The sequence below is a fragment of the Promicromonospora sp. NPDC023805 genome (assembly GCF_040639635.1).
In the GTDB taxonomy this organism is placed as follows: Bacteria; Actinomycetota; Actinomycetes; order Actinomycetales; family Cellulomonadaceae; genus Promicromonospora.
The window spans coordinates 15,855-42,311 of sequence record NZ_JBFAAH010000030.1 but is presented as its reverse complement, the minus strand read 5'-3'; the positions used below and the strand labels follow the sequence as shown (position 1 = coordinate 42,311).

23 protein-coding genes are annotated in these 26,457 nt (G+C 70.9%); 8 read left to right on the top strand and 15 right to left on the bottom strand.

Features of this window, described 5'->3' with window-relative positions; all coding sequences use genetic code 11:
* Nucleotides 1-5 precede the first annotated feature (5 nt).
* Together AB0F70_RS23525 and AB0F70_RS23520 are read right to left on the bottom strand one after the other, a co-directional pair.
* Nucleotides 6-1,529 carry an aldehyde dehydrogenase family protein gene (locus AB0F70_RS23525; protein ID WP_357454210.1) on the bottom strand — a complete coding sequence of 508 codons (1,524 nt, stop codon included), beginning with the start codon at nt 1,527-1,529 and terminating at the stop codon, nt 6-8.
* 446 nt (nt 1,530-1,975) lie between these two features.
* Complete coding sequence (locus tag AB0F70_RS23520) at nt 1,976-2,620, bottom strand: hypothetical protein (protein WP_357454207.1); 645 nt, start codon at nt 2,618-2,620, stop codon at nt 1,976-1,978.
* Nucleotides 2,621-2,889: 269 nt separating this feature from the next.
* Between AB0F70_RS23520 and AB0F70_RS23515 the strand changes: the two genes are divergently transcribed.
* From AB0F70_RS23515 to AB0F70_RS23505, 3 genes are all read left to right on the top strand, one after another.
* On the top strand, nt 2,890-4,134 hold the full coding sequence (locus AB0F70_RS23515; RefSeq protein WP_357454204.1) for a transcriptional regulator: 1,245 nt from the start codon (nt 2,890-2,892) through the stop codon (nt 4,132-4,134).
* Nucleotides 4,135-4,202: 68 nt separating this feature from the next.
* A complete protein-coding gene (locus AB0F70_RS23510) occupies nt 4,203-5,102 on the top strand; it encodes a sulfurtransferase (RefSeq protein ID WP_357454202.1) in 900 nt (299 codons plus the stop codon).
* 54 nt (nt 5,103-5,156) lie between these two features.
* Nucleotides 5,157-5,612 carry a SufE family protein gene (locus AB0F70_RS23505; protein WP_357454199.1) on the top strand — a complete coding sequence of 152 codons (456 nt, stop codon included), beginning with the start codon at nt 5,157-5,159 and terminating at the stop codon, nt 5,610-5,612.
* A 1-nt stretch (nt 5,613) separates the two neighbouring features.
* Here the strand turns inward: AB0F70_RS23505 and AB0F70_RS23500 are convergent, their stop codons facing one another.
* Nucleotides 5,614-6,573 (bottom strand): hypothetical protein, encoded by a 960-nt coding sequence (locus tag AB0F70_RS23500; protein ID WP_357454196.1) that lies wholly within the window; start codon nt 6,571-6,573, stop codon nt 5,614-5,616.
* 145 nt (nt 6,574-6,718) lie between these two features.
* On the opposite strand from AB0F70_RS23500, the gene AB0F70_RS23495 reads away from it, so the two are divergent.
* The gene (locus AB0F70_RS23495) at nt 6,719-7,915 is read left to right on the top strand and encodes a class I SAM-dependent methyltransferase (RefSeq protein ID WP_357454193.1); all 1,197 of its coding nucleotides are present in this window, start codon (nt 6,719-6,721) and stop codon (nt 7,913-7,915) included.
* Nucleotides 7,916-8,201: 286 nt separating this feature from the next.
* Nucleotides 8,202-8,717, top strand: a complete 516-nt coding sequence (locus AB0F70_RS23490) for a hypothetical protein (RefSeq protein WP_357454190.1) — start codon at nt 8,202-8,204, stop codon at nt 8,715-8,717.
* 185 nt (nt 8,718-8,902) lie between these two features.
* Here the strand turns inward: AB0F70_RS23490 and AB0F70_RS23485 are convergent, their stop codons facing one another.
* On the bottom strand, nt 8,903-10,390 hold the full coding sequence (locus AB0F70_RS23485; protein ID WP_357454187.1) for a PLP-dependent aminotransferase family protein: 1,488 nt from the start codon (nt 10,388-10,390) through the stop codon (nt 8,903-8,905).
* Between the two features lie 68 nt (nt 10,391-10,458).
* Here AB0F70_RS23485 and AB0F70_RS23480 point away from each other — a divergent pair, with 68 nt between their 5' ends.
* The gene (locus AB0F70_RS23480) at nt 10,459-11,490 is read left to right on the top strand and encodes a DMT family transporter (RefSeq protein ID WP_357454184.1); all 1,032 of its coding nucleotides are present in this window, start codon (nt 10,459-10,461) and stop codon (nt 11,488-11,490) included.
* Here AB0F70_RS23480 and hemC read toward each other — a convergent pair.
* From hemC to AB0F70_RS23460, 4 genes are read right to left on the bottom strand one after another with little or no spacing between them, the layout of a single operon-like run.
* Nucleotides 11,465-12,400: a hydroxymethylbilane synthase gene (gene hemC / locus AB0F70_RS23475; RefSeq protein WP_357454181.1), complete on the bottom strand. Its 936-nt coding sequence runs from the start codon at nt 12,398-12,400 to the stop codon at nt 11,465-11,467. The two genes, AB0F70_RS23480 and hemC, sit on opposite strands and share 26 nt — an antisense overlap.
* Nucleotides 12,401-12,405: 5 nt before the next feature.
* Entirely contained in the window at nt 12,406-12,996 is a 591-nt protein-coding gene (locus AB0F70_RS23470; protein ID WP_357454178.1) for a class I SAM-dependent methyltransferase, read from the bottom strand.
* A gap of 2 nt (nt 12,997-12,998) precedes the next feature.
* Nucleotides 12,999-13,976 carry a hypothetical protein gene (locus AB0F70_RS23465; protein WP_357454175.1) on the bottom strand — a complete coding sequence of 326 codons (978 nt, stop codon included), beginning with the start codon at nt 13,974-13,976 and terminating at the stop codon, nt 12,999-13,001.
* Nucleotides 13,977-14,007: 31 nt separating this feature from the next.
* A complete protein-coding gene (locus AB0F70_RS23460) occupies nt 14,008-14,943 on the bottom strand; it encodes an HAD hydrolase family protein (RefSeq protein ID WP_357454329.1) in 936 nt (311 codons plus the stop codon).
* A 144-nt stretch (nt 14,944-15,087) separates the two neighbouring features.
* Between AB0F70_RS23460 and AB0F70_RS23455 the strand changes: the two genes are divergently transcribed.
* Complete coding sequence (locus AB0F70_RS23455) at nt 15,088-15,813, top strand: GntR family transcriptional regulator (RefSeq protein ID WP_357454172.1); 726 nt, start codon at nt 15,088-15,090, stop codon at nt 15,811-15,813.
* Between the two features lie 277 nt (nt 15,814-16,090).
* Here AB0F70_RS23455 and AB0F70_RS23450 read toward each other — a convergent pair whose 3' ends face one another.
* Entirely contained in the window at nt 16,091-16,981 is an 891-nt protein-coding gene (locus tag AB0F70_RS23450; protein ID WP_357454169.1) for a hypothetical protein, read from the bottom strand.
* 318 nt (nt 16,982-17,299) lie between these two features.
* The gene (locus AB0F70_RS23445) at nt 17,300-17,890 is read right to left on the bottom strand and encodes a TIGR03086 family metal-binding protein (protein ID WP_357454166.1); all 591 of its coding nucleotides are present in this window, start codon (nt 17,888-17,890) and stop codon (nt 17,300-17,302) included.
* 51 nt (nt 17,891-17,941) lie between these two features.
* Here AB0F70_RS23445 and AB0F70_RS23440 point away from each other — a divergent pair, with 51 nt between their 5' ends.
* Nucleotides 17,942-18,373 carry a MarR family transcriptional regulator gene (locus AB0F70_RS23440; protein ID WP_357454163.1) on the top strand — a complete coding sequence of 144 codons (432 nt, stop codon included), beginning with the start codon at nt 17,942-17,944 and terminating at the stop codon, nt 18,371-18,373.
* 168 nt (nt 18,374-18,541) lie between these two features.
* On the opposite strand, the gene AB0F70_RS23435 is transcribed toward AB0F70_RS23440, so the two are convergent.
* Genes AB0F70_RS23435 through kdpA form a run of 5 tightly spaced genes read right to left on the bottom strand, consistent with a single transcriptional unit; the run spans nt 18,542 to nt 26,453 of the window.
* Nucleotides 18,542-19,261 (bottom strand): response regulator transcription factor, encoded by a 720-nt coding sequence (locus AB0F70_RS23435; RefSeq protein ID WP_357454160.1) that lies wholly within the window; start codon nt 19,259-19,261, stop codon nt 18,542-18,544.
* Nucleotides 19,258-21,870 (bottom strand): DUF4118 domain-containing protein, encoded by a 2,613-nt coding sequence (locus tag AB0F70_RS23430; RefSeq protein WP_357454157.1) that lies wholly within the window; start codon nt 21,868-21,870, stop codon nt 19,258-19,260. The genes AB0F70_RS23435 and AB0F70_RS23430 overlap by 4 nt, the downstream gene beginning before the upstream one ends.
* A 4-nt stretch (nt 21,871-21,874) precedes the next feature.
* On the bottom strand, nt 21,875-22,501 hold the full coding sequence (kdpC, locus tag AB0F70_RS23425) for a potassium-transporting ATPase subunit KdpC (protein ID WP_357454153.1): 627 nt from the start codon (nt 22,499-22,501) through the stop codon (nt 21,875-21,877).
* 35 nt (nt 22,502-22,536) lie between these two features.
* Nucleotides 22,537-24,789: an HAD-IC family P-type ATPase gene (locus AB0F70_RS23420; RefSeq protein WP_357454150.1), complete on the bottom strand. Its 2,253-nt coding sequence runs from the start codon at nt 24,787-24,789 to the stop codon at nt 22,537-22,539.
* Nucleotides 24,786-26,453: a potassium-transporting ATPase subunit KdpA gene (gene kdpA, locus AB0F70_RS23415; RefSeq protein ID WP_357454147.1), complete on the bottom strand. Its 1,668-nt coding sequence runs from the start codon at nt 26,451-26,453 to the stop codon at nt 24,786-24,788. Before kdpA ends, AB0F70_RS23420 begins: the two co-directional genes overlap by 4 nt.
* Between the last annotated feature and the right edge of the window lie 4 nt (nt 26,454-26,457).

Below are 26,457 nucleotides of genomic sequence, written 5' to 3'. Positions count from 1 at the left end.
GGGGATCAGAAGAAGCCCTGCTTGCCCTGCGCGTAGCTCACCAGCAGGTTCTTGGTCTGCTGGTAGTGGTCGAGCATCATCTTGTGGTTCTCGCGCCCCACGCCCGAACCCTTGTACCCGCCGAACGCCGCCGCGGCCGGGTACGCGTGGTAGCAGTTCGTCCAGACCCGGCCGGCCTCGATCGCCCGGCCCGCGCGGTAGGCGTCCGCACCGGAGCGGGTCCACACGCCCGCGCCCAGCCCGTACAGGGTGTCGTTGGCCACCTTGATGGCGTCGTCGAAGTCGCCGAACTCCGTGACCGCCACGACCGGCCCGAAGATCTCCTCCTGGAAGATCCGCATGGAGTTCTTGCCCTCGAAGATCGTGGGCGTCACGTAGTACCCGCCCGCGAGGTCGCCCTCCATCTCGGCCCGGTAACCGCCGGTGAGCACCTTGGCGCCCTCCGCCTTGCCGATGTCGAAGTAGCTGAGGATCTTCTCGAGCTGGTCGTTGCTCGCCTGCGCCCCGATCATCGTGTCGGTGTCGAGCGGGTTGCCCTGCTTGATCGCCTCGGTCCGCACGACGGCGTCGGCCAGGAACGACTCGTAGATGTCCGCCTGGATCAGCGCCCGCGACGGGCACGTGCACACCTCGCCCTGGTTGAGGGCGAACATCGTGAAACCCTCCAGCGCCTTGTCGTAGAACTCGTCCTTCGCCGCCGCGACGTCGCTGAAGAAGATGTTCGGCGACTTGCCGCCGAGCTCCAGCGTCACCGGGATGATGTTCTGCGACGCGTACTGCATGATCAGGCGGCCCGTCGTGGTCTCACCAGTGAACGCGATCTTGCGGATCCGGGGCGAGCTCGCCAGCGGCTTGCCCGCCTCCGCGCCGAACCCGTTGACGACGTTCACGACACCTGGCGGCAGCAGGTCCGCGATGAGCTCCATCAGGTACAGGATCGACGTCGGCGTCTGCTCGGCCGGCTTGAGCACCACCGCGTTGCCCGCCGCGAGCGCCGGCGCCAGCTTCCACACGGCCATCAGGATCGGGAAGTTCCACGGGATGATCTGCCCGACCACGCCCAGCGGCTCGTGGAAGTGGTAGGCGATGGTGTCGCCGTCGATCTCGCTGATCGACCCCTCCTGGGCCCGGATCGCGCCCGCGAAGTAGCGGAAGTGGTCGATGGCCAGCGGGAGGTCGGCGGCCAGCGTCTCGCGGACCGGCTTGCCGTTCTCCCAGGTCTCGGCGACCGCCAGCTCCTCGAGGTGCTCCTCGATGCGGTCGGCGATCTTGTTCAGCACCTGCGCCCGTTCCGTGACCGACGTCCGGCCCCACGCGCGGGCCGCACCGTGCGCGGCGTCGAGGGCCCGGTCGATGTCGTCGGCGTCGCCGCGCGCGACCTCGGTGAACGTCCGCCCGTTCACGGGGCTGGGGTTCTCGAAGTACTGGCCGTTCGCCGGGGCCACGTACTCGCCCCCGATCCAGTGGTCGTACCTGGGCCGGAACGTGGCGATGGCACCTTCGGTACCCGGGGCTGCGTACACGGTCATGGTCTGCCTCCTCGCAGGTTCTCTCGTGCCCGACGGCGGCTGCCCGACGGCGGGGTCACGCCCGGATGCGGCGGTGCAGCCGGGTGGGCCGAGGTTAGGCAGCGGGGCGTTGCATCGGGGTTGCAACCGGACGGTGACCTCTAGTAGCGCGCCGACGCGAGCCTCGACACCGTCAGGGAACGTGCGTCGAGCGCTCTGGGCCGGGACCCGTGCGGCCTGCGGGCGGAGTTCGTCGATCTGGTCGACGCCTACCGCCGGGTTACGTGATCGCTGCTACGCATCAAATGCACTGCCGTGAGCATAGACGCTCAAAGCATTGGCGCGGCCGGAAAGCTCGGTCGAGAGCGGTGCGCGGTGACAAAGAGACCCGGAAATCGTGGAAAGAGGTTTCGACGCATGAAGAGCGCCGGAACTTTACGCCGTCGGCAAATGCCGACGAATACGCTTCAGGAACCTTCGAGAGACGTCAGGACCGTCCGGTCACCAACGGGATCCCGGGAGTCCAGGGCCAGCTGCGCACCCTGCGACTGCTGGACCATGTCGACGGCGATACGCAGATCCTCGGTGGCCCAGTCCAGGGAGCTCTCCATGTGGGTCGCCTGGGCGAGCAGCGTCTGGGCCTGCGTCACGGAGGACGGCGGGGCGTCCGTCACCCGCTGCGCCGCGGCCGACCGGGCGTCGGCGATCGCCTGGGCGAGGACGTCGCGGGTGGCCGGGTCCGCGACCTGGCCGTCGGAGTGCTCGTAGACCCGCTCGGCCATGGCCATCACTGCCGTCAGGTCGTGCGACCGGGCCACCGTGGTGCTGACCTGCATGTCGATCTGGGAGCCGAGGGTCATGAGGTGGCTGGCCTTGTCGGCGTTCGCCGAGGCCGCCCAGAGAGTGACGGCGACGGCGACGCTCGTGACGATCGCGGCGCCGAAGACCCAGGGGCGCCGTCCGCGGGCGCCGGCCAGGTCGGCGAGCGCAGGCTCCGGCTCCGGTGCCGGCGAGTCGAGCGGCGGCAACTCTGCCGTGTCGACCGCTGGAAGTCGGGCCGCTCTGTCGCTCGGCTGCTCGTCGCTCTCGGATATCGCAGGTTCCGCCTTCACCAGGGCGATGGTGTTCAACTCTTCCCCCAAAGAGAGATCCCATGAAAACAACGTGTCGGGCTGTTAGCCCTATTAACTACCGATGAGAATGACGCTAGAACTACTTCTTGAGTAGCGCACGGCGAGACCGTAATACACCTGTGATCTGTGGAAAGTCGTTCGGCTCGGTGGCTGGTCCGTGTTCGAGGGCGGGCAGCCTGTCAACGGCGAGGCTTGGCGCCTAGACTGGCCCGGTTCGACGACGGCGTCCGAACGAGGTCTGGGGCAGCATGGCGAAGGTGCCACACCGGGACGCGCAGTGGGTACGCGCGGCATACGAGAGCTTCGTCGGTTCCGCCGGCTCGCAGGAGCCCACGGGGATCGACCCCGTCGTCGCGGCCTCCTGGCGCAGGAGCCTCCGTAACGGTGTGGACCCGGACCAGCCGAGCGAGGTCGCCGTCGCGGCGTCGGGCGATCTCGAGGACTACCGCCGCAGCCATCCCCTGGCCGTCGCGATGCCCATGGTCCGGGACCTGGTGGGCGGAGCGACGGGTGACGACCTGGTGGTCGCGGTATCGGACGACGTCGGCCGGCTGCTCTGGGTGGAGGGCCGCGGACCGGTGCGCTCAGCGGTCGACCACGTCGGGTTCGTCGAGGGTGCGGTGTGGCGCGAGGAGTCCGTCGGCACCAATGCGCCCGGCACGGCACTTGCGACGCGGCGCCCGGTCCAGGTGCTCGGCGCCGAGCACTTCATGCGTCCGGCCCAGCGGCTGAGCTGCACCGCGGCCCCTGTGCGCGATGCGGCGGGCGGGATCGTCGGCGTCCTCGACCTGACCGGCGGCAGCGTCGCCGGGAGCCACGTCGCCCGCGCGCTGGTGCGGGCCACCGTCGCGATGGTCGAGCGCGAGCTCGCCACCCGCGCCGCCACCAGGGCCCGCGGTGCCGGCGCGGCCGACCAGCCGCCGGACCTCCGGCTGCTCGGGCCGCCCACGCTGCGCGGGCGCCGGCTGGCGCTGCGGCATGCCGAGATCCTGCTCCTGCTCTCCGAGCATCCTCGCGGCCTCGGCGCGGAGGAGCTCGCGGTGCTGCTGCACCCCGGAGACCTGTCCCTGGTCGCCGTGCGCGCGGAGATCTCCCGGCTGCGCCGGGTCGCGGACGCCGCCCTCGGCGGCCCCCTGCTCGCCGGCTCCCGCCCGTACCGGCTCGCTCGGCCCCTGCGGTCCGACGTCGGCACGGTGCGCTCCCGGCTCCGGCGCGGCGACGTGCGCGGCGCGCTCTCGGCCTGTCCCGAACCCCTGCTGCGGCGATCCGTCGCGCCCGGCGTCGAACGGCTGCGCGAGGAGCTCGAGGCCGAGGTGCGCGAGGCGGTGCACGCCTGCGACGACGCGGCCGCCGTCGAACAGTGGACCGCCCGTAGCGAGGGGGCGGACGACCACGCCGCCTGGACGCGGCTGGCCCGGCTCGCGCCGCCCGGCGGGCCGCAGTCGGTGCGAGCCTGGGCGCACCTGCGCGTACTGGAGCGGCGCCTGTCCTGAGCCGGGATCTTTTCGGCGGGGCCGCGTGTTCCCTACTTGTCAGTGCACGTGCTCTACGAGGAGGCCCCATGCCCGCGCCCATCGACACTTCGGACAAGATCGCGCAGTACGCCCACCCGGAACGACTGGTGAGCACCGCGTGGCTGGCCGAACACCTGAAGGACCCGGGGATCGTCGTGGTCGAGTCCGACGAGGACGTGCTGCTCTACGAGACCGGCCACATCCCGGGCGCCGTGAAGGTCGACTGGCACACCGAGCTGCAGCACCCCGAGATGCGCGACTACCTGGACGGCGCGGCGTTCGCCGCCCTCATGGGCGCCAAGGGCATCTCGCGCGACACGACGATCGTGCTGTACGGCGACAAGAACAACTGGTGGGCCGCGTACACGGCCTGGGTCTTCACGCTGTTCGGGCACTCGGACGTACGCCTGCTCGACGGCGGCCGCGGCCTGTGGAGCGCCGAGGGCCGCGAGCTCACCACGGACGTCCCGGCGCCCGCACCCGTCGAGTACCCCGTCGTCGAGCGGGACGACACCGCGATCCGCGCCTTCCGCGAGGACGTCCTCGCCCACCTCGGCAACGGCCCGCTCGTCGACATCCGCTCGCCGCAGGAGTACACGGGTGAGCGCATCGCCATCCCGGACTACCCGGAGGAGGGCGTGCTGCGCGGCGGCCACATCCCGACCGCGCGCAACGTCCCGTGGGCGACGGCGGTCGCCGAGGACGGCACGTACAAGACGCGCGAGGAGCTCGAGGCCATCTATACCGCGGGCCTGGGCATGAGCCCCGCCGACGACGTCGTCACGTATTGCCGGATCGGCGAGCGGTCGAGCCACACCTGGTTCGCGCTCACCCACCTGCTCGGCTACACGAACGTGCGCAACTACGACGGCTCGTGGACCGAGTGGGGCAACGCCGTGCGCGTACCGGTGGCGACGGGCACCGAGCCGGGCACCGTCGGTGCCTGACGGACGCCGCCCGGCTGCTCGCCCGGGCCTCGCGCGCGGTGGGAGGATGAACGGATGAGCACCAACGACGTCGACCTGCCCGAGGCCCTCGCCGAGCTGCGGGACGCCTTCCTGGAGACGCCCGAGCGCGACCGGCTCCAGCTCCTGCTGGAGGTCTCCCGCGAGCTTCCGCCGCTGCCCGCCAGGTACGCGGACGCACCCGAGCGGCTCGAACGGGTCCAGGAGTGCCAGTCCCCCGTCTACGCCTTCGCCGAGGTGGACGACGCCGGCGTGGTCGCCTTCCACGCGAGCGCCCCGGAGGAAGCACCGACCACGCGGGGCTTCGCGTCGATCCTCGCGCAGGGCCTCACCGGTCTGACGGCGCAGCAGGTGCTGGACGTGCCGGAGGACTTCCCGCTCCAGCTCGGCCTGACCAAGGTCGTCAGCCTGCTGCGGCTCAACGGCATGGCCGGCATGCTGACGCGCGCCAAGCGTCAGGTCCGCGAGCAGCTGGCCGCCGCGCAGGTCTGACCTAGCCCAGGCGGGCGCGGAGCCACGGGATGCACGACTCCGCCTGGATCCGCTGGAAGGCGCGCACGTGCGGGATCCCGGGCGGCGGGTCCTGCAGCGAGGTGTGCACGAAGTAGGCGGCCTGCACCGCTGTCCATACGGTGACGGCCTCGGGGTCGACCCCCGCCGGGAGCGGCGTCCGCTCCAGGACCTCTTCCGGAGCGGGCCCGCCCGTGGCTTGCACCGCCGGGAGCATGCCGGTCTGGTCCAGGTACGCCGGGCCGCGCACGGCGTGCGGCCAGTCCACGGCCACCGCCTCCTCCGCGCCGTCGGCCCGGCGGACGACGAGCGCGTTGTCCGCGCGCAGGTCGGCGTGCACCAGGTGCGAGCCGGCGAACGCCTCGGCCTGCCGCTCGGGCGACGCGATCTCGGCAATAAGGTCGAGGTTCGCCGCGAACCACGGGTCGTAGGTGGCCAGGCCCGCTGGACGTTCGTCGACAAGCTGAGCCGACTCCGGCCAGACATGGTCGCTGAAGGTGGGGAACGCGCCGCCGTCCGGCACCTCGTACTCGGCGATACGCCGCGCCAGGTGCTGCAGGCGGTCGAGGTCGTCCAGGTCCCACGGCTCGGTCCGAGGTACCCGGCCCTCGACCACGTCCGACGCGACGACCACCCACGCGGGCTTCGTCTCCCCTGGTTCGGGCAGCTCCGTGATCCAACGGAAGGCCGGCGCGGGGACGCCGTCGGGCAGCGCCGCCCCACGGGTCGCCTCCTGGCGGTGCAGGCGCGCTGCGACGTCGTACTCGGTCGAGGCGACCTTGACGAAGACGCTGCCGCGCGCCGATTGCAGCGTGAGCGCCCAGCCAGGCGAGTAGCCGCCGTCGTGCGAGGTCCAGCCCGTGACCGGACCGCCGAGCTGCGCGGCGACGGCGTCGCGCACGTGCGCCGGGAGGTCGGGCCAGGTCGGTCGAACGCGTGTCATGCGGCGATCATGCCAACCACCCACGATGCTCGACGAGGCATTTCCGGCTTCGCCGGTCGCGACGGCACCGTGAGAAGATACGGGCGCATATTCCGGTTCGAAGCATCGCCGACTCCGGCACCTTCGACCCGTTCGGGAGCAAGTCATGGCAGCTGTCCACTGGTCCGAGGGTGAGGCCTCCTTCGCCGCACGCTGGCGTTCCGAGAACGATGCGCCCGCGCCGGGGCGGGTTGTCGTCGTCGACGACCGCACCACCGCCAAGGCCGCCTACCGCATGGCGCGCGGCGGCGCCGGGCTCCTGTGGCGGGGCGACTTCCACAATGCGCGGCAGCTGCTTCGCGCCATGGACCGCCTGCACGAACGGTCGAGCTCCGGCCGAACCGGACGAAGCACCGGACCTGGCACGGCGGTCGGCGCGACCGGCGACGGACTCGCTGCGCTCTTCCACAGCCACCGCGCGGCACGCGCCGAACGCGCCAGGCTCCTCGGCAGCCTGCTGGTCCTGCTCGAACCGGACCACACCCTGAAGCTGGGCCGTGCGCCCGACGTCCGCGCGGCGTGCGACCACGCCTACGGCCCGGCGGACGGCGCCGGCAGCACACCCGGCGTCGAACCGCGCGGGACCTGCGTGGCGCTCACCGAGCTCGTCGGCGTGCTCAGCGCCTACCAGTGGCACCAGCAAGGCGTCGAGATCGACGCGCTGGGCGAACGCATCCACCCCGCGTACGGCGTCTTCTCGCCGGTGCGCGGCGAGTACGTCGACCTCGTCGCGGACATGCCGTTCACCGGCGAGACCGCGCCACCGGTGGTCTTCGACCTCGGCACCGGGACCGGCGTCCTCGCGGCCCTCCTCGCCCGGCGCGGGGCGCGCACGGTCGTCGCCACCGACATCAATCCACGAGCGGTGGCCTGCGCCCGCTCGAACGTGCGCCGGCTCGGGCTGGCCGACCGGGTGCAGGTCGTCGAGGCGGACCTGTGGCCCAGCGGCAGGGCCGACCTGATCGTCTGCAACCCGCCGTGGCTCCCCGCGCACCCGACCTCCGCTCTCGAGCTCGGCATCTACGACGCCGGCTCCGACCTGCTGCACCGGTTCCTCGACGGGCTCACCGAGCACCTCGTGCCCGCGGGCGAGGGCTGGCTCATCCTCTCGGACCTCGCCGAGCACCTCGGGCTGCGGACGCGCGACGAGCTCCTCACCCGCATCGCCGACGCCGGGCTGCGGGTCGCCGGGCGGCACGACACGAGCCCGCGGCATCCCCGGGCGAACGACGCCGCCGACCCGCTGCACGAAGCACGACGGCGCGAGGTCACCTCCCTGTGGCGCCTGATTCCTGCCGCTTGATGCCCACCGCCTGACACCGGATACCCGATCTGGACGACCGTCCTGTATCACCACTGTGATGTCGGGGTTACGGGCATTTCCTATCACTCGGCCGCCAGGTTCGATCCTGGATTGTCTCGATTCATTCCGCGCGCGCCTCAATGCGTTCCGATTGACAGGGTGAAAAGTGCGTCTGACTCTTCTTCTTGGAACACACGAGTGTGCTTCACCGCAGTTTCGACGGAGCTATTCGAGGGGAAACACCATGATCCGAGGATTCCGTGCAGTTAGCCGAGCTGTCGTTACCGTGGCCGTCTCGGCGGGCATGGTCTGCGCAGCCACGACAGGGGCCAGCGCCCTGGTGACGGCCGAGGGCGATGCGCCTGCGGCCGCGGTCACCGCAGCCGATCCGGTGCCGGAGGTCGCGGCCGAGCCCGAGGCCGCTCCGGAAGCCGCGACCGAGGTCGAGGCAGTGCCGGAGGCCGCGACCGAGGTCGAGGCAGTGCCGGAGGCCGCGACCGAGGCAGTACCTGACCTCGCGACCGAGGTCGAGGCAGTGCCTGATGTCGCGACCGACGCCGTGGCAGTACCCGAAGCCGCGACTGCTGTAGAAGCAGTCCCGGACGTCCCGGCCGACCTCCCGGTGCCGGACGTCCCCGTGCCTGACCTTCCGGTCCCGGACCTCCCGGTGCCGCTCCCGGTTCCTGACCTCGGCCTGCTGGACACCCTGCTCGCCACGGTCACCGACCTGCTCGGCTCGCTCCTGGGCGGCCTCGGCCTGCCCCTCCCCCTGCCTCTGCCCCTTCCTCTTCCGGGCATGTGACGAACTTGCCGGACGTCGCCAGTACGGCCGGCATCTGACGTCTTTTCCGCCAGCTGTTCGCGAACGGTGGGGCTGGCGCAAAAGGCTACCGGTGAGGCCCTTTCCCGAATTTCGGGAAAGGGCCTCACTGGTTTGTGAACACCGGATCACGAATTCCGTCGCCACACGTTGAACGCCGTTCTTGATCACCTCAGAACCTGTGCGATCCGGCGCATCGCCTCGTGGAGCTGGTCGGGGGTGCTCGCGGCATAGCCGATCACCAGGCCTGATGGCCCGTCGCCCAGCCGGTGCGCCGAGAGGGGCTGTACGCGAACACCGACCTCGCCCGCGCGCCGGACGACTGCGGCGTCGTCGATGCCCGGCACCGTAACCAGCAGGTGCAGGCCGGCGGCCACACCGTGGGCGGTGCTGCTGGGCAGATGGGTCGCGAGCGCCGCGAGCAGTGCGTCGCGGCGGGCACGGTGCCGCCGTCGGACCTGGCGGAGGTGCCGTTCGAACCCGCCGGTGGTGATGAAGTGGGCCAGGGCGAGCTGGGACAGCGCCGGACCGGCGAGGTCGGACCAGTAGCGAGCCTCGACCAGCTCCGCCTGGAGTGCGGCTGGCGCGAGCAGCCAGCCGATCCGGATGGCCGGGGCGAGCGACTTGGACACGCTGCCGAGGTGGACCACGTGGTCGGGCGCGAGCGTGCGCAGCGCGGGCACGGGCGGGCGGTCGTAGCGGTGCTCGGCGTCGTAGTCGTCCTCGATGACCAGCCGGCCTGCCAGGCCGGCGAGGGCCGACGGCGGTGCGGCGCGTGCCCAGGCGACCAGCTCCCGGCGTCGGTCCGGTGCGAGCACCACACCGGTGGGGAACTGGTGCGCAGGGGTGACCACCACCGCGTCCACGCCTGTCCTGCCGAGCGCCGCGACGTCCAGGCCGTCCTGGTCGACGGGGACCGGAACGGGTTCCAGGTCCCACCGCCGGAGGTGCTCACGGGCGCCGAAGGATCCCGGGTCCTCGAACCCGATCCGGCGCAGCCCGCGCGCACCGAGCGTCCGGGCGAGCAGCGTGAGGCCCTGCGAGACGCCGTTGACGACGAGGATGTCGTCCGGGTGCGCACGGAGTCCCCTGGTACGCGCGAGCCAGCCGGCCAGCGCCGTGCGGAGGGCGGGCAGGCCGCGCGGGTCGCCGTAGCCGAGCTCGCTCGACGTCAGCCCGGACAGTGCCGCACGTTCCGCGCGGGCCCAGGCGGCGCGGGGGAACGCCGAGAGGTCAGGCAGGCCTGGCGACAGGTCGATCAGGTCGGCCTGCGGGGAGCCCGGTGGCCCCGGTGTGATCGGCTCCGGCAGATCGCCCGCCAGGCCGGACTGCGCGGTCAGGATGAAGGGCGCGGCTGGAGCGGACGGCGTAGCGGACCGCGGTTCGGGCGCCAGAGCCCAGGCGGCGCGGACCGTCGTACCGCCCCCGTGCCGGCCGGAGAGCAGACCCTCGTCCGTGAGGCGGCGGTAGGCGTCGACCACCACGCCGCGTGAGCAGCCGAGCTGGTCGGCGAGGACGCGCGTCGCGGGCAGTCGGTCGCCCGGGGAGAGCCGGCCGTCGGACACGGCGTCCCGCACCGTCTCGACCAGCCAAGCGGTCAGGCTCCCGCGGCCGGCCTGTGCGGGGTCGAGCTGGAGGAAGTCTGCCCCGGGCATCTTGGTCCCCTCGATCGATGCGGGCTTGGCACTGTCAGATATACCAAGGTTCGAGCAGGCTCGCGGACATGACGACCACTACGCCACCGGGCTTGCGGGCCCCGGAGCCCACCCCTATCGGTCCCGGCCTCGAATCCGGCGCCGAGCACGCCGCCGACGCGCGCCCTCAGGTGCGGCAGTGGTCCGGGCCGCTGTACGCGGGGATCGGGATGGCGCTCGTCGGCAGCCAGGTGGCGGTCTCGGGCGTGCTGGCCGACGCTCCCCTGTTCGCGGTGCAGGCACTCCGGTACACGCTGGCCGCGGTCGTGCTGTTCCTGGTCCTGCGGTTCACCGGACGCTCCGTCCCGGTACCGCGTGGCCGGGAGTGGGCGTGGCTCGCGGGCGTGGCGCTGACGGGGCTGGTGCTGTTCAACGTGGGTGTCGTGCGCGGCGTCGCGCATGCAGAGCCTGCGGTGATCGGGGTCGCCGTCGCGGCGGTGCCCATCCTGCTGGCGCTGGTGGGGCCGCTGCTCGGTCAGACGCGGCCGACGCCGGTGGTGGTGACCGCAGCGATAGTGGTGACCCTGGGCGCCGTCCTGGTGACCGGTGGCGGGCGCGCCGACGCCGCTGGACTGGGCTACGCGCTGCTGACCCTGGTCTGCGAGGCGGGGTTCACGCTGCTGGCGATCCCGGTGCTGCGCCGGCTCGGGCCGCACGGTGTGTCGCTCCACGCGGTGTGGATCGCGGCGGTGGCGCTGTGGGCGCTCAGCCTGACGACGGAGGAACCGGGCGCAGTCGGGACCCTGCGGGCCGCGCACGTGCCCGCGATGCTGCACCTCGCGCTGGGCGTCACCGTCGTGGCGTTCCTGCTCTGGTACACGGCGGTCGGCCGGATCGGGCCCGGGCGCGCCGGGCTGTTCACCGGCGTCGTGCCCGTCGCGTCGGCCGTGGGCGGTGTCCTGCTCGGCGGCCCCGTACCCGGGCTGGTCGTGTGGCTGGGTGTCGCGGTCGTCGTGGTCGGCGTCGTGCTGGGGATGCGCACCGGCCCCGTGCGGCCTTCGAGGATCCGGACGCGAACCTCTGCGATGCTGCGGGTCAGAGAGCCGGCGCGGCGGCGCTGATGATGTCCCGAGCGCCCTGCTTGACCAGTGCGAGTGCCACGCTCATGCCCAGGTCTGCCGGGGTGAAGGCACCCGAGTCCTCCGCGGCGGTCAGGGCGGTCTTCCCGTCGAGCGAGTAGACCGCACCGCTCAGGACCAGCTCGTCGTCGACATGCGCCGCGTAGCCGGCGATCGGGCTGTTGCAGTGGCCCTGCAGCACGTGCAGGAACATTCGCTCGGCAGCGGCTTCGCGCCACGTCGTGGGGTCGTTGAGCGGGGCCAAGATGTCGAGGGTGGCGTCGTCGTGGGCGCGGCACTGCAGAGCCAGGATGCCTGCTCCGACTGGCGGGAGCATGACCTCGGGCTCAAAGGTCTCGGTGATCGCGTCGACGCGGCCGATACGTTCCAGCCCACTGACAGCCAGGATCGCCGCGTCCACCTCACCGCCGGCGAGCTTCTCCAACCGCTTGTTGGCGTTGCCGCGGAACAGCACGAAGTCCAGGTCGGGGCGGACGGCGGCGAGCTGAGCCCGTCGGCGCACCGAGGAGGTGCCGACCTTCGCTCCGGCAGGTAGTTCGGCCAGCCGAAGCCCGGCCGGGCTGACGAGGCAGTCGCGCACGTCGTCGCGCGCGAGGTAACCCGCGATCGTCATGCCCGGCGGGAGCGGCTTCTCGCCGGGCATGTCCTTGAGGCAGTGCACCGCAACGTCTGCGGCTCCGGCGGCCAGGACGGCGTCGACCTCACGGACGAAGTTCTCCTTGCCGCCCAGGGCACTCAGGCTGCCGGTCCACCGGTCCGCGGTGGTCGTGACCGGGACGACCTCCACCTCCAGGTCCGGTGAGGTCTGGGCGAGGAGGTTGCGGACACGCTCGACCTGGGCGCGCGCCATCGGCGACGACCGGGTCACGATCCGCAGGACGGGAGAAGACATGAGGCCTACGGTATCCGCGCCGGGGCCTTCTTCGCCGCGACAAGAAGCCCACTGGCCCACCCGATCGGAGTCGCGACCATGTCGGGTCGGGGCCAGGCCTGCCAGAACTGAGCGACGCGCTCCGGGTGGTCAGCGGGCCAGGTGTCCTGTGGCAACAGATCGTCCACGACATACAGCCCGCCCGGAGCAAGCAGGTCGGCGAGCGTATCGAGCTGATCGAACTTGCCGGGCCTCCAGTCGACGAAGGCCAGGTCGAACGGGTCGCCCTCGTACTCCTGCAGCCACCGGCCGGCGTCGGCGCATACGAACTCCACCCGCGCGTCGTCGACAAACGTCACCGACGCGGCCGCATGGACCCGTGGGTCGATCTCGATGGTCGTCAGATGAGCACCGAGATCCATCCCGGACAGCATCCACGCGATTCCGGCACCGACGCCGGTGCCGATCTCCAGGAACCTCCCGCCGGGCTTGGATGCCACCAGGGTTGCCAGGAGCGAACCGGTGCGGTCCTCGCACGACATGTGGAACCCGAGCCGGTCAGCCGTCTCCTCGACGACAACGAGCCGGTCCGGACGGGCCAGGGGTTCGTCGTTCACGGTCAGGCTCCGTCCTGGAGGGAGTAGGCGATCGCCGCCGCAGCGAAGGTCAAGACATGATCCGCGCCCAGCCGGAACAGCATCCGGTGGTAGTCCAGAGCCACCTGGTCGGGTAGGTCACGTAGCGCAGCCCACTCGCCCGAGGTCGAGTACGCCACTACCGGCACGGAAGTTCGGCCACCGAGCGCGCTCAGTGCATCGGTGTTGGTCATCACCGGCTGCAGCGTCAGTGTGTCGGCGCCCTCGGCGAGCCACCGGTCAGCGCACGCGATCACATCGGGCACGAGCCGGGCCGGATCGATCTGCAGACCGTTGCGACGACCAGACGCCGGCTGGGTACCCATCACATTCCTGAATGGCCCGTACAGGGCAGTGTCTACTGCGATGTTCGGGTTCACCGACACATCGCGCCAGCCATCGGAATCGAGCGCCCGGCGCACAATCCGGATCGAACCGTCGAGCATCGCTGTAGGAGAGACGACGTCGACCCCTGCACGCGCGTGCAACACAGCCATCTCGCCCATGAGCTCGTACGTGCCGTACAGGTCGATCCGCCCGTCCGAATCGCGCAGGACGCACTCGTGCGATGACGTCCAGGAGCATCCGCACACCTCAGTGGTGATCGCCAGGCCGGGCGCCGCCGCCTTGATCGTCTCGACCGCCAGGATCATGCGGTTCCTCGCGGCCTTTGCGCCCGAGGCGTAGGCATCGCGATCGTGCCCCGTCACGAACACCTTCACGCCGCCCAGTCCCATGTCTGCAAGGCGACGCACTTCCTGCTCAAGCCCTGCCAGATCGACCTCGCCCGGCAGTGCGCCTGTTGCCTCGCCGTCTGGACGGACCAGCAGCGGGGCGGACAACCGCCCCGGAGCGAGATCTTCCCGGTCGTACAGGCGACGGATCGCACCCCTTGCGCGCCCTGGGTTGACCCCATCCGGCCTGTGCCAAGGCATTGCTTCACGGTTCGCGGTCTCAAGCATCGGCAGTACTCCTCTGGCAGTGATCGGACAGTCAGGTGAGAGATGTGGAGAGCGGGCGGCAGAGCGGCCGACGGCCATCCACGGTCCCGAACACCAGCGAGCGCAGGACTGGGACGACGCCGTGGTCGTCGATGGTCCCGGTGACGTGGTCGGCAATGGCTTTGAGGGCGTCAGGCGCGTGCGCCATCGCCACTCCGTGAGCGGCCCATACGAGGGCCTCGGCGTCGTTCATTCCGTCGCCGACGGCGACCGTGTGCTCGGGCAGGACGCCGAGATCAGCACGGACCTTCTCGAGTGCGGTGGCCTTGGACCGGCCAGCCGGAGTTACATCGAGCCACCCGTCACCGACACGGTTGACAGTCACTCGCAGGGCCCGGAGTTCGTCCACGATCGAGTGGACGTCGTCGGCCTGCACGATCAGGCGGGCGGACAGCAACCGCTCGAGTGTGTCCCGGTCCACGATGCGTTGTGCGCCGTTGATCTGGTCGGGCTCGAACAGATGGTTCACCCAGTAGCCGACGCCGGTTTCCTCCACGCCGATCCGCGCCCCAGGCAGCAGCCTCAACGCGAGATCGATCACCGGGCCGACGTCGAAGCGCAGCACATGCTCCAGCACGAATCCAGCTGAGGCTCCTGGGGTCAACCGCGCTGTAACCGCGCCGTTCGAGGCAACCACTCGACCGTTCGTGATCCCGAGCTGGTTCGCCACCGGCAGCACGCCGACGAGCGACCGGCCCGAAGCCAGGATCACGTGGTGCCCCGCGGCTCGGGCCCGCTTCACCGCCTGCACGGTGACCTCAGGCACGGGTTCCCCGGTCCGGAGCAACGTCCCATCGATATCGAGCGCGACCATGTACGCAAGCCCCATCCCGTCCCCCTCGTGCGCTCGACAGATTCTCGGCATCGAGTTGTCGCGCGGCTTGCTCTGCTGTCTGGAACCACGTGCCGATGTCTCACCCGGCCGCACGCTGGCCAAAACAGGCCATCTTCCAGCCTTCGCCGGAGCTATGCTGGTGTGGATGTCCTGGCGTGCTCCGCTATCGACAGTAGAGCAAGAAGTAGAGCACAGCAAGACAAAGTAGAGCACTCGATGGAGGGAAGAGAGCGCGACATGGCCAAATCTGCGGGATACGCCGCGATCGCCGAGCACTTCCGGAATCTGATCCGCGACGGCGCCATGCGCCCTGGCGACAAGATGCCGACCGTGCGGAAGGTCATGGAGGAGTGGGAAGTCTCCAACGCCACCGCTGTCAGGGCCTACAAGGTCCTCAAGGAGGAAGGGCTGACGGCCGCAAGCACCGGCGCCGGAACCGTCGTCGCGAGCTACAGCAGCGACAACATCGCTGCCCGCGTCCGGACCCACGCGGCTACAGGCAGTGCGCTGGCGACCGGGGAAACGTCGGAAATCATGGAAGTCAGCACCGTTGGCGCCGACGAGGCCATAGCGGCGCGGCTGGGCGTCGAGCCCGGCTCACCAACGCAAGTCCGACGACGGCTCGTCAAGCGCGGCGGCTCACCGGTTCACCTGTCGTCGTCCTACTACCCGCCGTACGTCGTGGTGGCAGCACCAGAACTTGCTGAGCCGGTCTCCACGGGTGGCTCACGAGAGCTGGCCGCCGAACGGCTTGGGGTGGCCCAAGGGCGCGTACTCGAAGAAGTAACCTCCCGGTTCGCCACCGACCCCGAGCGGACGGCCCTCGGGCTCACTGGCACAGTGATCGTGACTCAGGTGCTCCGGACGGTGTTCCTGACCGATGGCCGAGTTGTCGAGGTCGCCGTCAAGGTCAGCCACGGCTCGACCGTGCTCAAATGGTCAACGCCGCTCGCCGACGGTTAGTCACGCCAGCCCTGCCGATGCTCGTCCCACCAGCTGACGAGATCGGTTCCCGCCCCACGCCAGGTCCGCGATCCGCGCCCATTGGTCCATGGCATAGGGGGATTTAGCGGCGCGATCCTCCGCGGTTCGTGCGCAGATAGATCAGCGCGGCGGCCATGGACTGGCGCCTCATCCGCGCAATAAGGTCCTTGACCGTCGCGCCTGAACACACGCACGTACGGATCAAGTGCTGCACAGACGCCGGCCGACACTCCTAGCGCGCTGCGGGGATTCATGGCTACTGCTGGACCAGCCACGTGAGCCAGGCAAGGGCCGCGCCGATCAAGCTACCTATAAAGCCGACCCATATGTCGCGGCGACTGTTCGCCCGGGCCTCCCTCACCGCAGTGCGGGTCGTCCAACGCAAACGCACCGGCCCCTGTTGCCACGTGGATTGGTGACGCACCCGCAGACGGCTGTGCACTCGCACTTGGACGGAACGCGCACTTGTCGCCAGGGCAACGGCGGCGATCAACAGCGCTGGCAATGGCGCCTCGGAACCAAGGATCAACCACAAGAGTAGGCCCGCAGCCAAGGCCCAACTTCCAACACCGGCGAGCATCGCCCAGCGCCTCCATGGCGTGGAGCGACCATGCCCCGCCTCCAGGACCCGCCGCTTAGTCGCTTCATACGCTCCCGAGAGTCGCCGAGCGACTTTCTCGCTCCTCTCGGCCACCATGTCCTCGAACCCAGGCGGGAGGCCATGTTCGTCGCTAAGCGCACTTCGTCTTAGACCGGCCTGCAGCTCGGCGTTGGGATTGGTGACTTGGAAGTGGTCCCACCACAGCACTCCAGGACGCTTGGACCCAAAATCGAAGCGGATGACTGGATACTGCACACCATCGATGTATCCGACAAGCGTTAGCGCCTCCAGGACAGCCTGGTCTGCATCATTCGGATCAGGCGCCAGGCTCGCGAGAGCCTCTCCGGAACGCGCGTATCCACTGTCGTTGTGGATCCGGTAGAGCCTGACCTCGTCGCATGCGGCCTCGAACTCCTTACGTATCTCTTGATAGTGCGATTGCAGCAGTGTCTGCCCCCCGAAGTCGACGTGGGTCTCCGGCATAAGCTCCGACGACGGCTCGTAATTGATCGACGCCGGTCCGTACCACCACGATGCGATGCCCATGTCGGGATCATGGCGTTTGCGGGACCCCCTGCCCCGGTGCCACGCCCGCAGTGCCATGAGCGCCTAACATCACCCCATCGCGCATCTCGGACACCTTCATTACCCGTGCCGCGCGCCATTACCCCGGCCACGGGGGCCTGATGGCTGCTCCCGGACCACTCGAAACCGCAGCAGGTTGCGAGATGCAGGTGGGAGAGCACGGTTCCCAAGCCGACAGGGCGGATGGCTGCGAGGTGCCACGATCGCACCCGCGAGAAGCCCCCAACCAGACCTCTTAGGTACGTCGGATTGAAGAGACTGGCGTCGCGACAGTTGCGGTCACGCCTCGACCGCCTGCGAGTCCCGGCCCAGGAGGCGCAGGGCGTCGAGCCAGGGGTCGGCGCCGGTCTCGGCCAGCGGCCCGCCGAAGACGCCGGGCGATCCGCCGGGCCGGCTCGCGATCTGCCGGGCGAAGTCGAGGACCAGCTCGGTGACGGCGTCTTCGGGCCGGTAGGTGTCGCCGAGCGCCGTGGCGACGTCCCAGGCGTGGACCGCGGTGTCGAGGAGCTGCATGCTGAGCGCGACGGCGGGGGTCACCTGAATGTCGAACTCGGCGAGACGGACGACGGCGGTCTCGTCAGCCGGCCCGAACGCGGCCCGGAGGGCCTCGGCGGACGCGTGCCACTCGCCGACGGCGTTCGCCGGGGTGACGTCCGGTCCCGCATAGGCGGCCTCGTCCGCGTCGCCGGTAGCGACCGCAGCCGCGAAGCCGAGGTTCTGGCCGATCATGTGCGACAGCAGGTCCGCGAGGTCCCAGCCGTCGCACGGTGTGGCGATCCCGAGGTCACCGCGGGCCGCCCGCTCGACCAGCGCTGTGGTGTCGGCGAGGGCGTCGTCATGCAGGGTGAGCATCTTTGAATAAGTAAGCATGCGTAGACGATACACCCTTGTAGATCATGGTCGCCTGGTTAGGATCGCACCGTGGAGCGACCAGAGCTTGGCTACCTGCTGTCCCGGCTGATCCGGGCGGCGATCGCCCGGGAGGAGCCGATCCTCGAGCGCGCCGGGCTGCGGATGTGGGACTACGCCGTCCTCGGCGCTCTCGACGGGAAGGACGCACCCACGCAGGCTCAGCTTGCGGCCGAGGCCGGGCGAGACAAGACGCGGCTGATCGGCAACCTCGACCGCCTCTCGGAGCTGGGGCTCGTGAACCGCGAACCCGATCCCGCAGATCGCCGCAACCGCGTCGTCTCGCTCACCGCCGAAGGGCGACGGGTCCTCGAACGCTGCAGGGCTGACATCCGCGAGATGGAGGACGACCTCCTTCGCGACGTACCAGCCTCCGACCGGGAGGTCTTCGAGCGGGTGCTCATCACGCTCGCCGGGTCGCTGGACGACACTCGCGATCGTTGAGAGACCGCGGTCGGCCTTGTCCGCCTCGCGACTTCGGTCGGTTGCACGGCTGCTGATCTCAGTTCGGTCGGTTGCCATGAGATCGGTAATTCAAACGACCGATCTCAGGGCAACCGACCGAAGTCACGGATGTTCCGGTGCAAGGGACCGAACTCGCCGGATGGCCAGCTACTCCTCGAACCGGTAGCCCGCCCCCGGATGCGTGAGGATGTGGCGCGGGTGCGACGGGTCCTTCTCCAGCTTGCGCCGCAGCTGCGCCGTGTAGACGCGCAGGTAGTTGGTCTCGGTCGAGTACGCGGGGCCCCAGACCTCGTGCAGCAGCAGCTTGCGGTCCACGAGCCGGCCGCGGTTGCGCACCAGCACCTCCAGCAGCGCCCACTCGGTGGGGCTCAGCCGCACGTCGGCGCCGTTGCGGGAGACCTGCCGCCGCGCCAGGTCGATCCGCAGCTCGCCCGCGACGACCACCGGCTCCTCCGGGTGGGCAGGCTCCGCCCGCCGGACGGCGGCGCGCAGCCGCGCGAGCAGCTCGTTCATCGCGAACGGCTTGGTCACGTAGTCGTCGGCGCCGGCGTCGAGGGCGTCCACCTTGTCGTCGCCGAGCTGCCGCGCGGACAGCACGACTATCGGCACCCGCGTCCAGCCGCGGATCCCCGCGATGACATCGAGGCCCGGCATGTCGGGCAGCCCGAGGTCGAGGAGCACCACGTCGGGCCTGGCGGACGCCGCCGCGTCCAGCCCCGCCGCACCCGTCGGCGCTACCGTCACGTCCCAGCCGTGCGCCCGCAGGTTGATGGCCAGGGCGCGGGCGAGCGCGCCGTCGTCGTCCACCACGAGGACGCGGTTGCCCGTCACCGCCCGCTCTCCCCCGCCGTCCGGCTCCCCCGTCACGGGACCATCCCATCATCCAGACCAGAATCCGGCGCCGGTTCGCGCGGGACGGTGAGCACCATCGTCAGGCCGCCGCCGGGGGTGTCCTCCGCGGCGATCCGGGCGCCGACGGCGTCCGCGAGCCCCGACGCGACCGCCAGCCCGAGGCCGAGACCGTTGACGCTCGTGTCGTCGAGCCGCTGGAAGGGCTCGAACATGGTGGCCTTGCGGTCGTCGGGCACGCCGGGTCCGGCGTCCGCGATCCGCAGCTCCACCGCCGCGCGCGTCGCGGAGGCCGTGAACAGCACCTTCGCGCCAGGCGGCGAATGCCGCACCGCGTTGGAGACCACGTTCGCCACCACCCGCTCGAACAGGCCCGGGTCCGTGTGCACGAGCGGGAGGTCCTCTGGCACGTCGAGCGCGAGGTCGGAGAGCCACGGCTCGACGGCGATCGGCACCACCTCCTCCAGGGACGCGGCGCGCAGGACCGGGCGGACGGCGCCGGTCTGCAGGCGCGACAGGTCCAGGAGGTTGCCGATGAGCCGCTCCAGCCGGTAGGTCGAGTCCGCGATGGTGGCAGTGAGGATGTCCCGGTCCTCGCGGTCGAGCTCGACGTCGGGCGACGCGAGGCCGTCCACCGCCGTGCGGATCACCGCGAGGGGCGTGCGCAGGTCGTGCGAGACGGCGGCGAGCAGCGCCGTGCGGGTGCTCTCCGTCCGCTCCAGCACCTCCGCCTGGGCCGCCTGCTCCCGCAGCCGCCGGTGCTCCAGCACGATGCCGGCCTGCGCGCCGAACGCCTCGACGACCTGCCGGTCGCTCGCCGGGAGGACCCGGCCGGCCAGCAGGAGCCGGTGCCTGTCGTCGATCGCCACCTCGGTGACGGGCCCGTCGTCCGCGCCGCCGGACCCGGCGCCGGACCCGGCGGACCCGCCGGACCCGCCGGACCCTGCGCCCGACCCGGCGCCCGACCCAGCCTCCGCGGTGGCCCACCTCTCATGGGCCACCACCGTCCAGGGCGCACGGTCGTCGGCGCGCTCCTCGAGCCGCACCTCGGCCATCGCGAAGGTCTGCGCCAGGCGCTGCACGATCGCCTGCGCCGTGTCGTCCCCCGACAGCACGGAACGTGACAGTGCGGCGAGCGTGGACGCCTCGGCGCGCGCCCGGTAGGCCTGGGTGGAGCGCCGCGCCGCGAGGTCGACGACGGACGCGACGGCTACCGCGACCACCAGGAACACGGCAAGGGCGAGCACGTTCTCTCCCTCGGCGATCGTCAGCCGGCCCACCGGCGCCGCGAAGAACCAGTTCAGGCACAGGTTCGACACGACAGCTGCCACGACCGCCGGCCACAGCCCGCCGATCAGGGCCACACCGACCACCCCAGCGAGGAGGAGCATGGCGTCCGTCGCGAGAGCGACGTCGTCCCGGCCGATCAGCAGCAGCACTCCCGTCAGGGCCGCAGGCAGCACCAGGGCCGATCCCCAGCCCGCCGCCCGGCGCTTCGGGGACAGCGACGAGTACCGGGACCCGACGCCCGTCCCGACGTGTGCCCGTTCGTGCGTCACCAGGTGCACGTCGATAGCGCCGGAGAGGCGGGCGATCTCCGCGCCGGAGGACCCGAGCAGGGCCTGCCGCCACACGCTGTGCCGCGAGACGCCCACCACGATCATCGTCGCGTTGACCCCGCGCGCGAAGTCCACGACGGCAGTCGGCACGTCCTCCCCCACCACCGTGTGGAACACGCCCCCGAGCGACTCGGCGAGCGCGCGGTGCGCCGCGATGGTGGCCGACGGCGTCGACGGCAGGCCGTCGGTCGGCAGCACGTGCACCGCCAGCAGCTCGGTACCGGCCGCCCGCTGGGCGATCCGGGCCGCCCGGCGCAGCAGCGTCTCCGTCTCCGGGCCACCGGTGACGGCCACGACTATGCGCTCGCGGGCGGGCCAGGTGCCGCCGATCGAGTGGTCGGCGCGGTACCTGGTCAGGGCGTCGTCCACCCGGTCGGCGAGCCACAGCAGGGCGAGCTCGCGCAGCGCCGTCAGGTTGCCGACGCGGAAGAACGACGACATGGACGCGTCGATCTGGTCCGCGCGGTAGACGTTGCCGTGCGCGAGCCGACGCCGCAGCTGCTCGGGCGAGAGGTCCACGAGCTGGATCTGGTCGGCCTCGCGCACCACCTTGTCCGGCACCGTCTCGCGCTGCCGGACGCCGGTGATGGCCTCGACGTCGTCCGTCAGGGAGGCGAGGTGCTGCACGTTGACCGTGGTGACCACGTCGATACCGGCGTCCAGCAGGTCGTGCACGTCCTGCCAGCGCTTGGGATGCTCCGAGCCGGGGGCGTTGGTGTGCGCGAGCTCGTCCACCAGGGCCACCTCGGGCGCCCGCTCCAGCACGGCCGGGACATCGAGCTCGGTGAGCGTCGTGCCGCGGTGCTCGACGAGCCGCCGCGGAAGCATCTCGAGGTCACCTGTCCGCTCGACCGTCGCCGTCCGGCCGTGCGTCTCCACGAGGCCGATCACGACGTCGGTGCCCCGTGCGCGGCGGCGGTGCGCCTCGTCGAGCATGGCGTAGGTCTTCCCTACGCCCGGGGCCGCCCCCAGATAGACGGTGAGGCGGCCCCGGCGTCCGGTGGTCATGGCCTCAGTTTGCGTCATCGAGGGCGAGATTGAGCTCCAGCACGTTCACGCGCGGGTCGCCCAGGACGCCCACGTCGCGGCCGGTGGTGTGCTCGGCCACCGCCTGCTCGACGTCGGCCACGGGCAGGCCGCGCGCCTCCGCGACCCGGGCCACCTGGATCGCCGCGTACGCAGGACTGATGTGCGGGTCCAGGCCGGAGGCCGAGGCCGTGACGGCGTCGGCCGGGACGTCTGCCGGGTCCACGCCCTCCAGGGCCGCCACCGCGGCCTTGCGCTCCTCGATCGTCGCCACCAGGTCGGGGTTGAGCGGGCCCAGGTTGGACCCGGCGGAGGCCAGGGTGTCGTAGCCGTCGCCCGCTGCCGACGGGCGCGGGTGGAAGTACTCCGGGCTCGTGAAACCCTGCGCGATGAGCGCGGAGCCCACGGCGTCGGAGCGCGCGGTGGTGCGGGCGCCGTCGGACTGGACGAGCGAGCCGTTCGCCTGCCAGGGGAACGCCACCTGCCCGACGGCGGTCATCGCGAGCGGGTACGCCAGCCCGGTGACGAGAGTGAAGACGAGCAGCATGCGCAGCCCCGCCAGCGAGTGCCGGGTCAGCGTCGCGAGGTCGCTCGCCACTGTTGTAGTTGCCATCTGAGTTCCTCTTTAGAGCTAGTACGAAGGCCGGGCTACAGGCCCGGGAGCAGCGAGACGACCATGTCGATGAGCTTGATCCCGATGAACGGGGCCACCAGCCCGCCGAGGCCGTAGACCAGCAGGTTCCGCGTCAGCAGCGACGACGCCGACGCCGGCCGGTACCGCACGCCGCGCAGCGACAGCGGGATCAGCGCGAGGATGATCAGCGCGTTGAAGATGACGGCCGACAGGATCGCCGAGCCGGAGCTCTCCAGCCGCGTGATGTTCAGCACCTCGAGCTGCGGGAACACGGTCACGAACATGGCGGGCAGGATCGCGAAGTACTTCGCGACGTCGTTCGCCACGGAGAACGTGGTCAGCGCCCCGCGCGTGATGAGCAGCTGCTTGCCGATCTCCACGATCTCGATGAGCTTGGTGGGGTCGGAGTCGAGGTCCACCATGTTGCCCGCCTCCTTGGCGGCGGACGTGCCGGTGTTCATCGCGACGCCGACGTCGGACTGGGCGAGCGCCGGGGCGTCGTTCGTACCGTCCCCGGCCATCGCGACCAGCCGGCCGCCCTCCTGCTCGCGGCGGATCAGCTCGAGCTTGTCCTCGGGGGTGGCCTCGGCCAGGACGTCGTCCACGCCGGCCTCCTCCGCGATCGCCCGCGCGGTCACCTGGTTGTCGCCCGTGACCATGACGGACCGGATGCCCATGGCGCGCAGCTCGTCGAACCGCTCGCGCATGCCCTCCTTGACCACGTCCTTCAGGCGGACGACGCCGAGCACCCGCGCGGGCCCCTCCCCGACCTGCTCCGCGACGACGAGCGGTGTGCCGCCCGCGCGCGAGACGGCGTCGACGTGCCCGTCCAGCTCCGCGGTCTCCTGCTCGGAGACCTGCGCGCCGGTGCTCCGCACCCACCGCCGGATGGCACTGCCGGCCCCCTTCCGGATCCGGAGGGTCTCGACAAGCTCAACCAACGATCCGGCCGGCAGATCCACCCCGGACATCCGCGTCTGCGCGCTAAACGCCACCAGCTCGGCGCCTGCCGGCAGCTCTCCCCCCACCCAACCTGTTGAGTGCTGGATATTCGCCCCTTCGGACCCCGTTGAGGGGGCGAAAATCCCGCACTCAGCGGAGGGGTAGGCGGCGTCCACCAGCTCGACGATGCTGCGGCCCTCCGGGGTCTCGTCGGCGAGCGAGGCCAGACGAGCCGCTACCGCCAGCTCCTGCGGCGTCACCCCGCCGACCGGCAGCACCTCCGTGGCACGGCGGTTGCCGTAGGTGATGGTGCCCGTCTTGTCGAGCAGCAGGACGTCGACGTCACCCGCCGCCTCCACCGCGCGGCCCGACATCGCCAGCACGTTGCGCTGCACCAGCCGGTCCATCCCCGCGATGCCGATGGCGCTGAGCAGCGCGCCGATAGTCGTCGGGATCAGGCAGACCAGCAGCGCCACCAGGACCAGCAGCGACTGCCGCGAGCCCGAGTAGACCGCGAACGGCTGCAGCGTGGCGACCGCCAGCAGGAACACGATCGTCAGCGACGTCAGCAGGATGTTCAGCGCCACCTCGTTCGGCGTCTTCTGGCGCTCGCTGCCCTCGACCAGGGCGATCATCCGGTCCACGAACGTGGACCCGGCGGGCGCCGTGATCCGCACGGCTATCCGGTCGGACAGCACCACGGTGCCGCCCGTGACGGCGCTGCGGTCGCCGCCGGACTCCCGGATCACCGGCGCCGACTCGCCGGTGATCGCCGACTCGTCCACCGACGCGACACCCTCGATGACGTCGCCGTCGCCGGGGATGGTCTCGCCCGCCACGACCAGCACGACGTCGCCCACCAGGAGCGTCGAGGACGGGACCTCTACCGTCGGCAGCAGGTCCAGCCCGGTGCGGGTGGCGGCAAGGGTCTCCTGGGGGGCGACTACCTTGCGCGCCGTCGTCTGCTTCTGGGTGGCGCGCAGGGTCGAGGCCTGCGCCTTGCCGCGGGACTCGGCGATCGACTCCGCGAGCGTCGCGAAGAGCACCGTGGCCCACAGCCACACCGTGATCCACCAGGCGAAGACGCCCGGCTGGATGATCGCCAGCACGGTGGTGACGAAGGCACCCACCTCGACGACGAACATGACCGGCGAGGTGTACAGGACGCGCGGGTCGAGCTTGCGCAGCGCGCCCGGGAGCGAGGCACGCACCTGCGCCCAGGTCAGGGCGCGCGGCGTCGTGCGCTTCGTGTGGTGCCGGCTCCCGCCGTCCGTGACGGGCTCGTGGGTGGGGACGTCCGGGATGTTCCGGGTGTCGATGGTCATGACAGGGACTCCACAACGGGACCGAGGGAAAGAACAGGGATGAACGTGAGCCCCACGACGACGATCGCCACCGTGGCCACGAGGCCAACGAACAGCGGGCGGTGCGTCGGCAGGGTGCCCGCCGTCGCCGGTACCGCCGTCTGGCTCGCGAGGCGGCCGGCGAGCCCCAGCACGAGGGCTATCGGGACGAACCGGCCGGCGAGCATCGCCAGACCCTGCGTCACCTCGTAGAACGGGGTGCCGGTGGTCAGGCCGCCGAAGGCCGAGCCGTTGTTGTTCGCGGCCGAGGCGTACGCGTACAGCACCTCGGACAGGCCGTGCGGGCCGGACTCCTGGATGCCGGCGAGGCCCGGCTCGACGACGACGGCGACCGCCGTACCCACGAGCACCAGTGCGGGCACCGTCAGCACGTACAGCGCGACCAGCGTCATCTCCTGGCGGCCGATCTTCTTGCCCAGGTACTCGGGAGTACGGCCCACCATCAGGCCCGCGATGAACACCGCGACCACTGCCAGGATCAGCATCCCGTAGAGGCCGGAGCCTGCGCCGCCCGGTGCGACCTCGCCCAGCAGCATGTTGAACAGGACCAGGCCTCCGCCCGGCGCCGTGAACGAGTCGTGCATCGAGTTCACCGCGCCCGTCGACGTCGCCGTCGTCGCGACCGCGAACAGGGCGCTGCCCGCGAGCCCGAACCGGGTCTCCTTGCCCTCCATGGCGGCGCCCGCCGCCTGCGGAGCCGCACCGGGTCCCGCCATCTCGGCCCAGGTGGTCAGCACCAGCGACGCCAGGAACAGCGCCCCCATGGCACCGAGGATCGCCCAGCCCTGGCGCTTGTCGCCGACCATGATGCCGAACGTGCGCGGCAGCGTGAACGGGATGAGCAGCAGCAGGAAGATCTCGAGGATGTTGGTGAACGGCGTCGGGTTCTCGAACGGGTGTGCGGAGTTCGCGTTGAACGGGCCGCCGCCGTTGGTGCCGAGCTCCTTGATGGCCTCCTGGGAGGCGATCGGGCCGCCGAGCGCGTGCTGCGTGGCGCCCTCGACAGTGGTGAGCGCGGTGTGGGGGTCCAGGTTCTGGATCACGCCCGCGCCCATGAGGACGAGCGCCGCGAGCACGGACAGCGGCAGCAAGATCCGGGTCACGCCGCGGGTCAGGTCGCTCCAGAAGTTGCCGATGCGGGCGTCGGTCCCGGACCGGGCGAAGCCGCGCACCAGCGCGATCGCGACGGCCATGCCGACCGCCGCCGAGACGAAGTTCTGCACGGCCAGCCCGGCCATCTGCACCAGGTGTCCCGCAGCGGCCTCGCCCGAGTACCACTGCCAGTTGGTGTTCGTGGTGAAGCTGACGGCGGTGTTCCACGCACCCGCCGGGTCGAACCCCGTGAAGCCGAGGCTCCACGGCAGGTGCTCCTGCAGGCGCAGCATCCCGTACAGGAAGAGGACCGAGACGAGCGAGAAGCCCAGCAGGGACATCAGGTAGGTGGTCCAGCGCTGCTCGGCGTCCGGGTCCACGCGGACGGCGCGGTACCAGAGGCGCTCGATCCGCAGGTGCTTGGGGCTGGTGTAGGTGCGTGCCATGTACGCGCCGAGGGGCGCGTGCACTGCGGCGAGGGCGGCGAGCAGCACGAGGATCTGTGCCGCCGCTGCGACGACTGCGGTGTTCACCGGA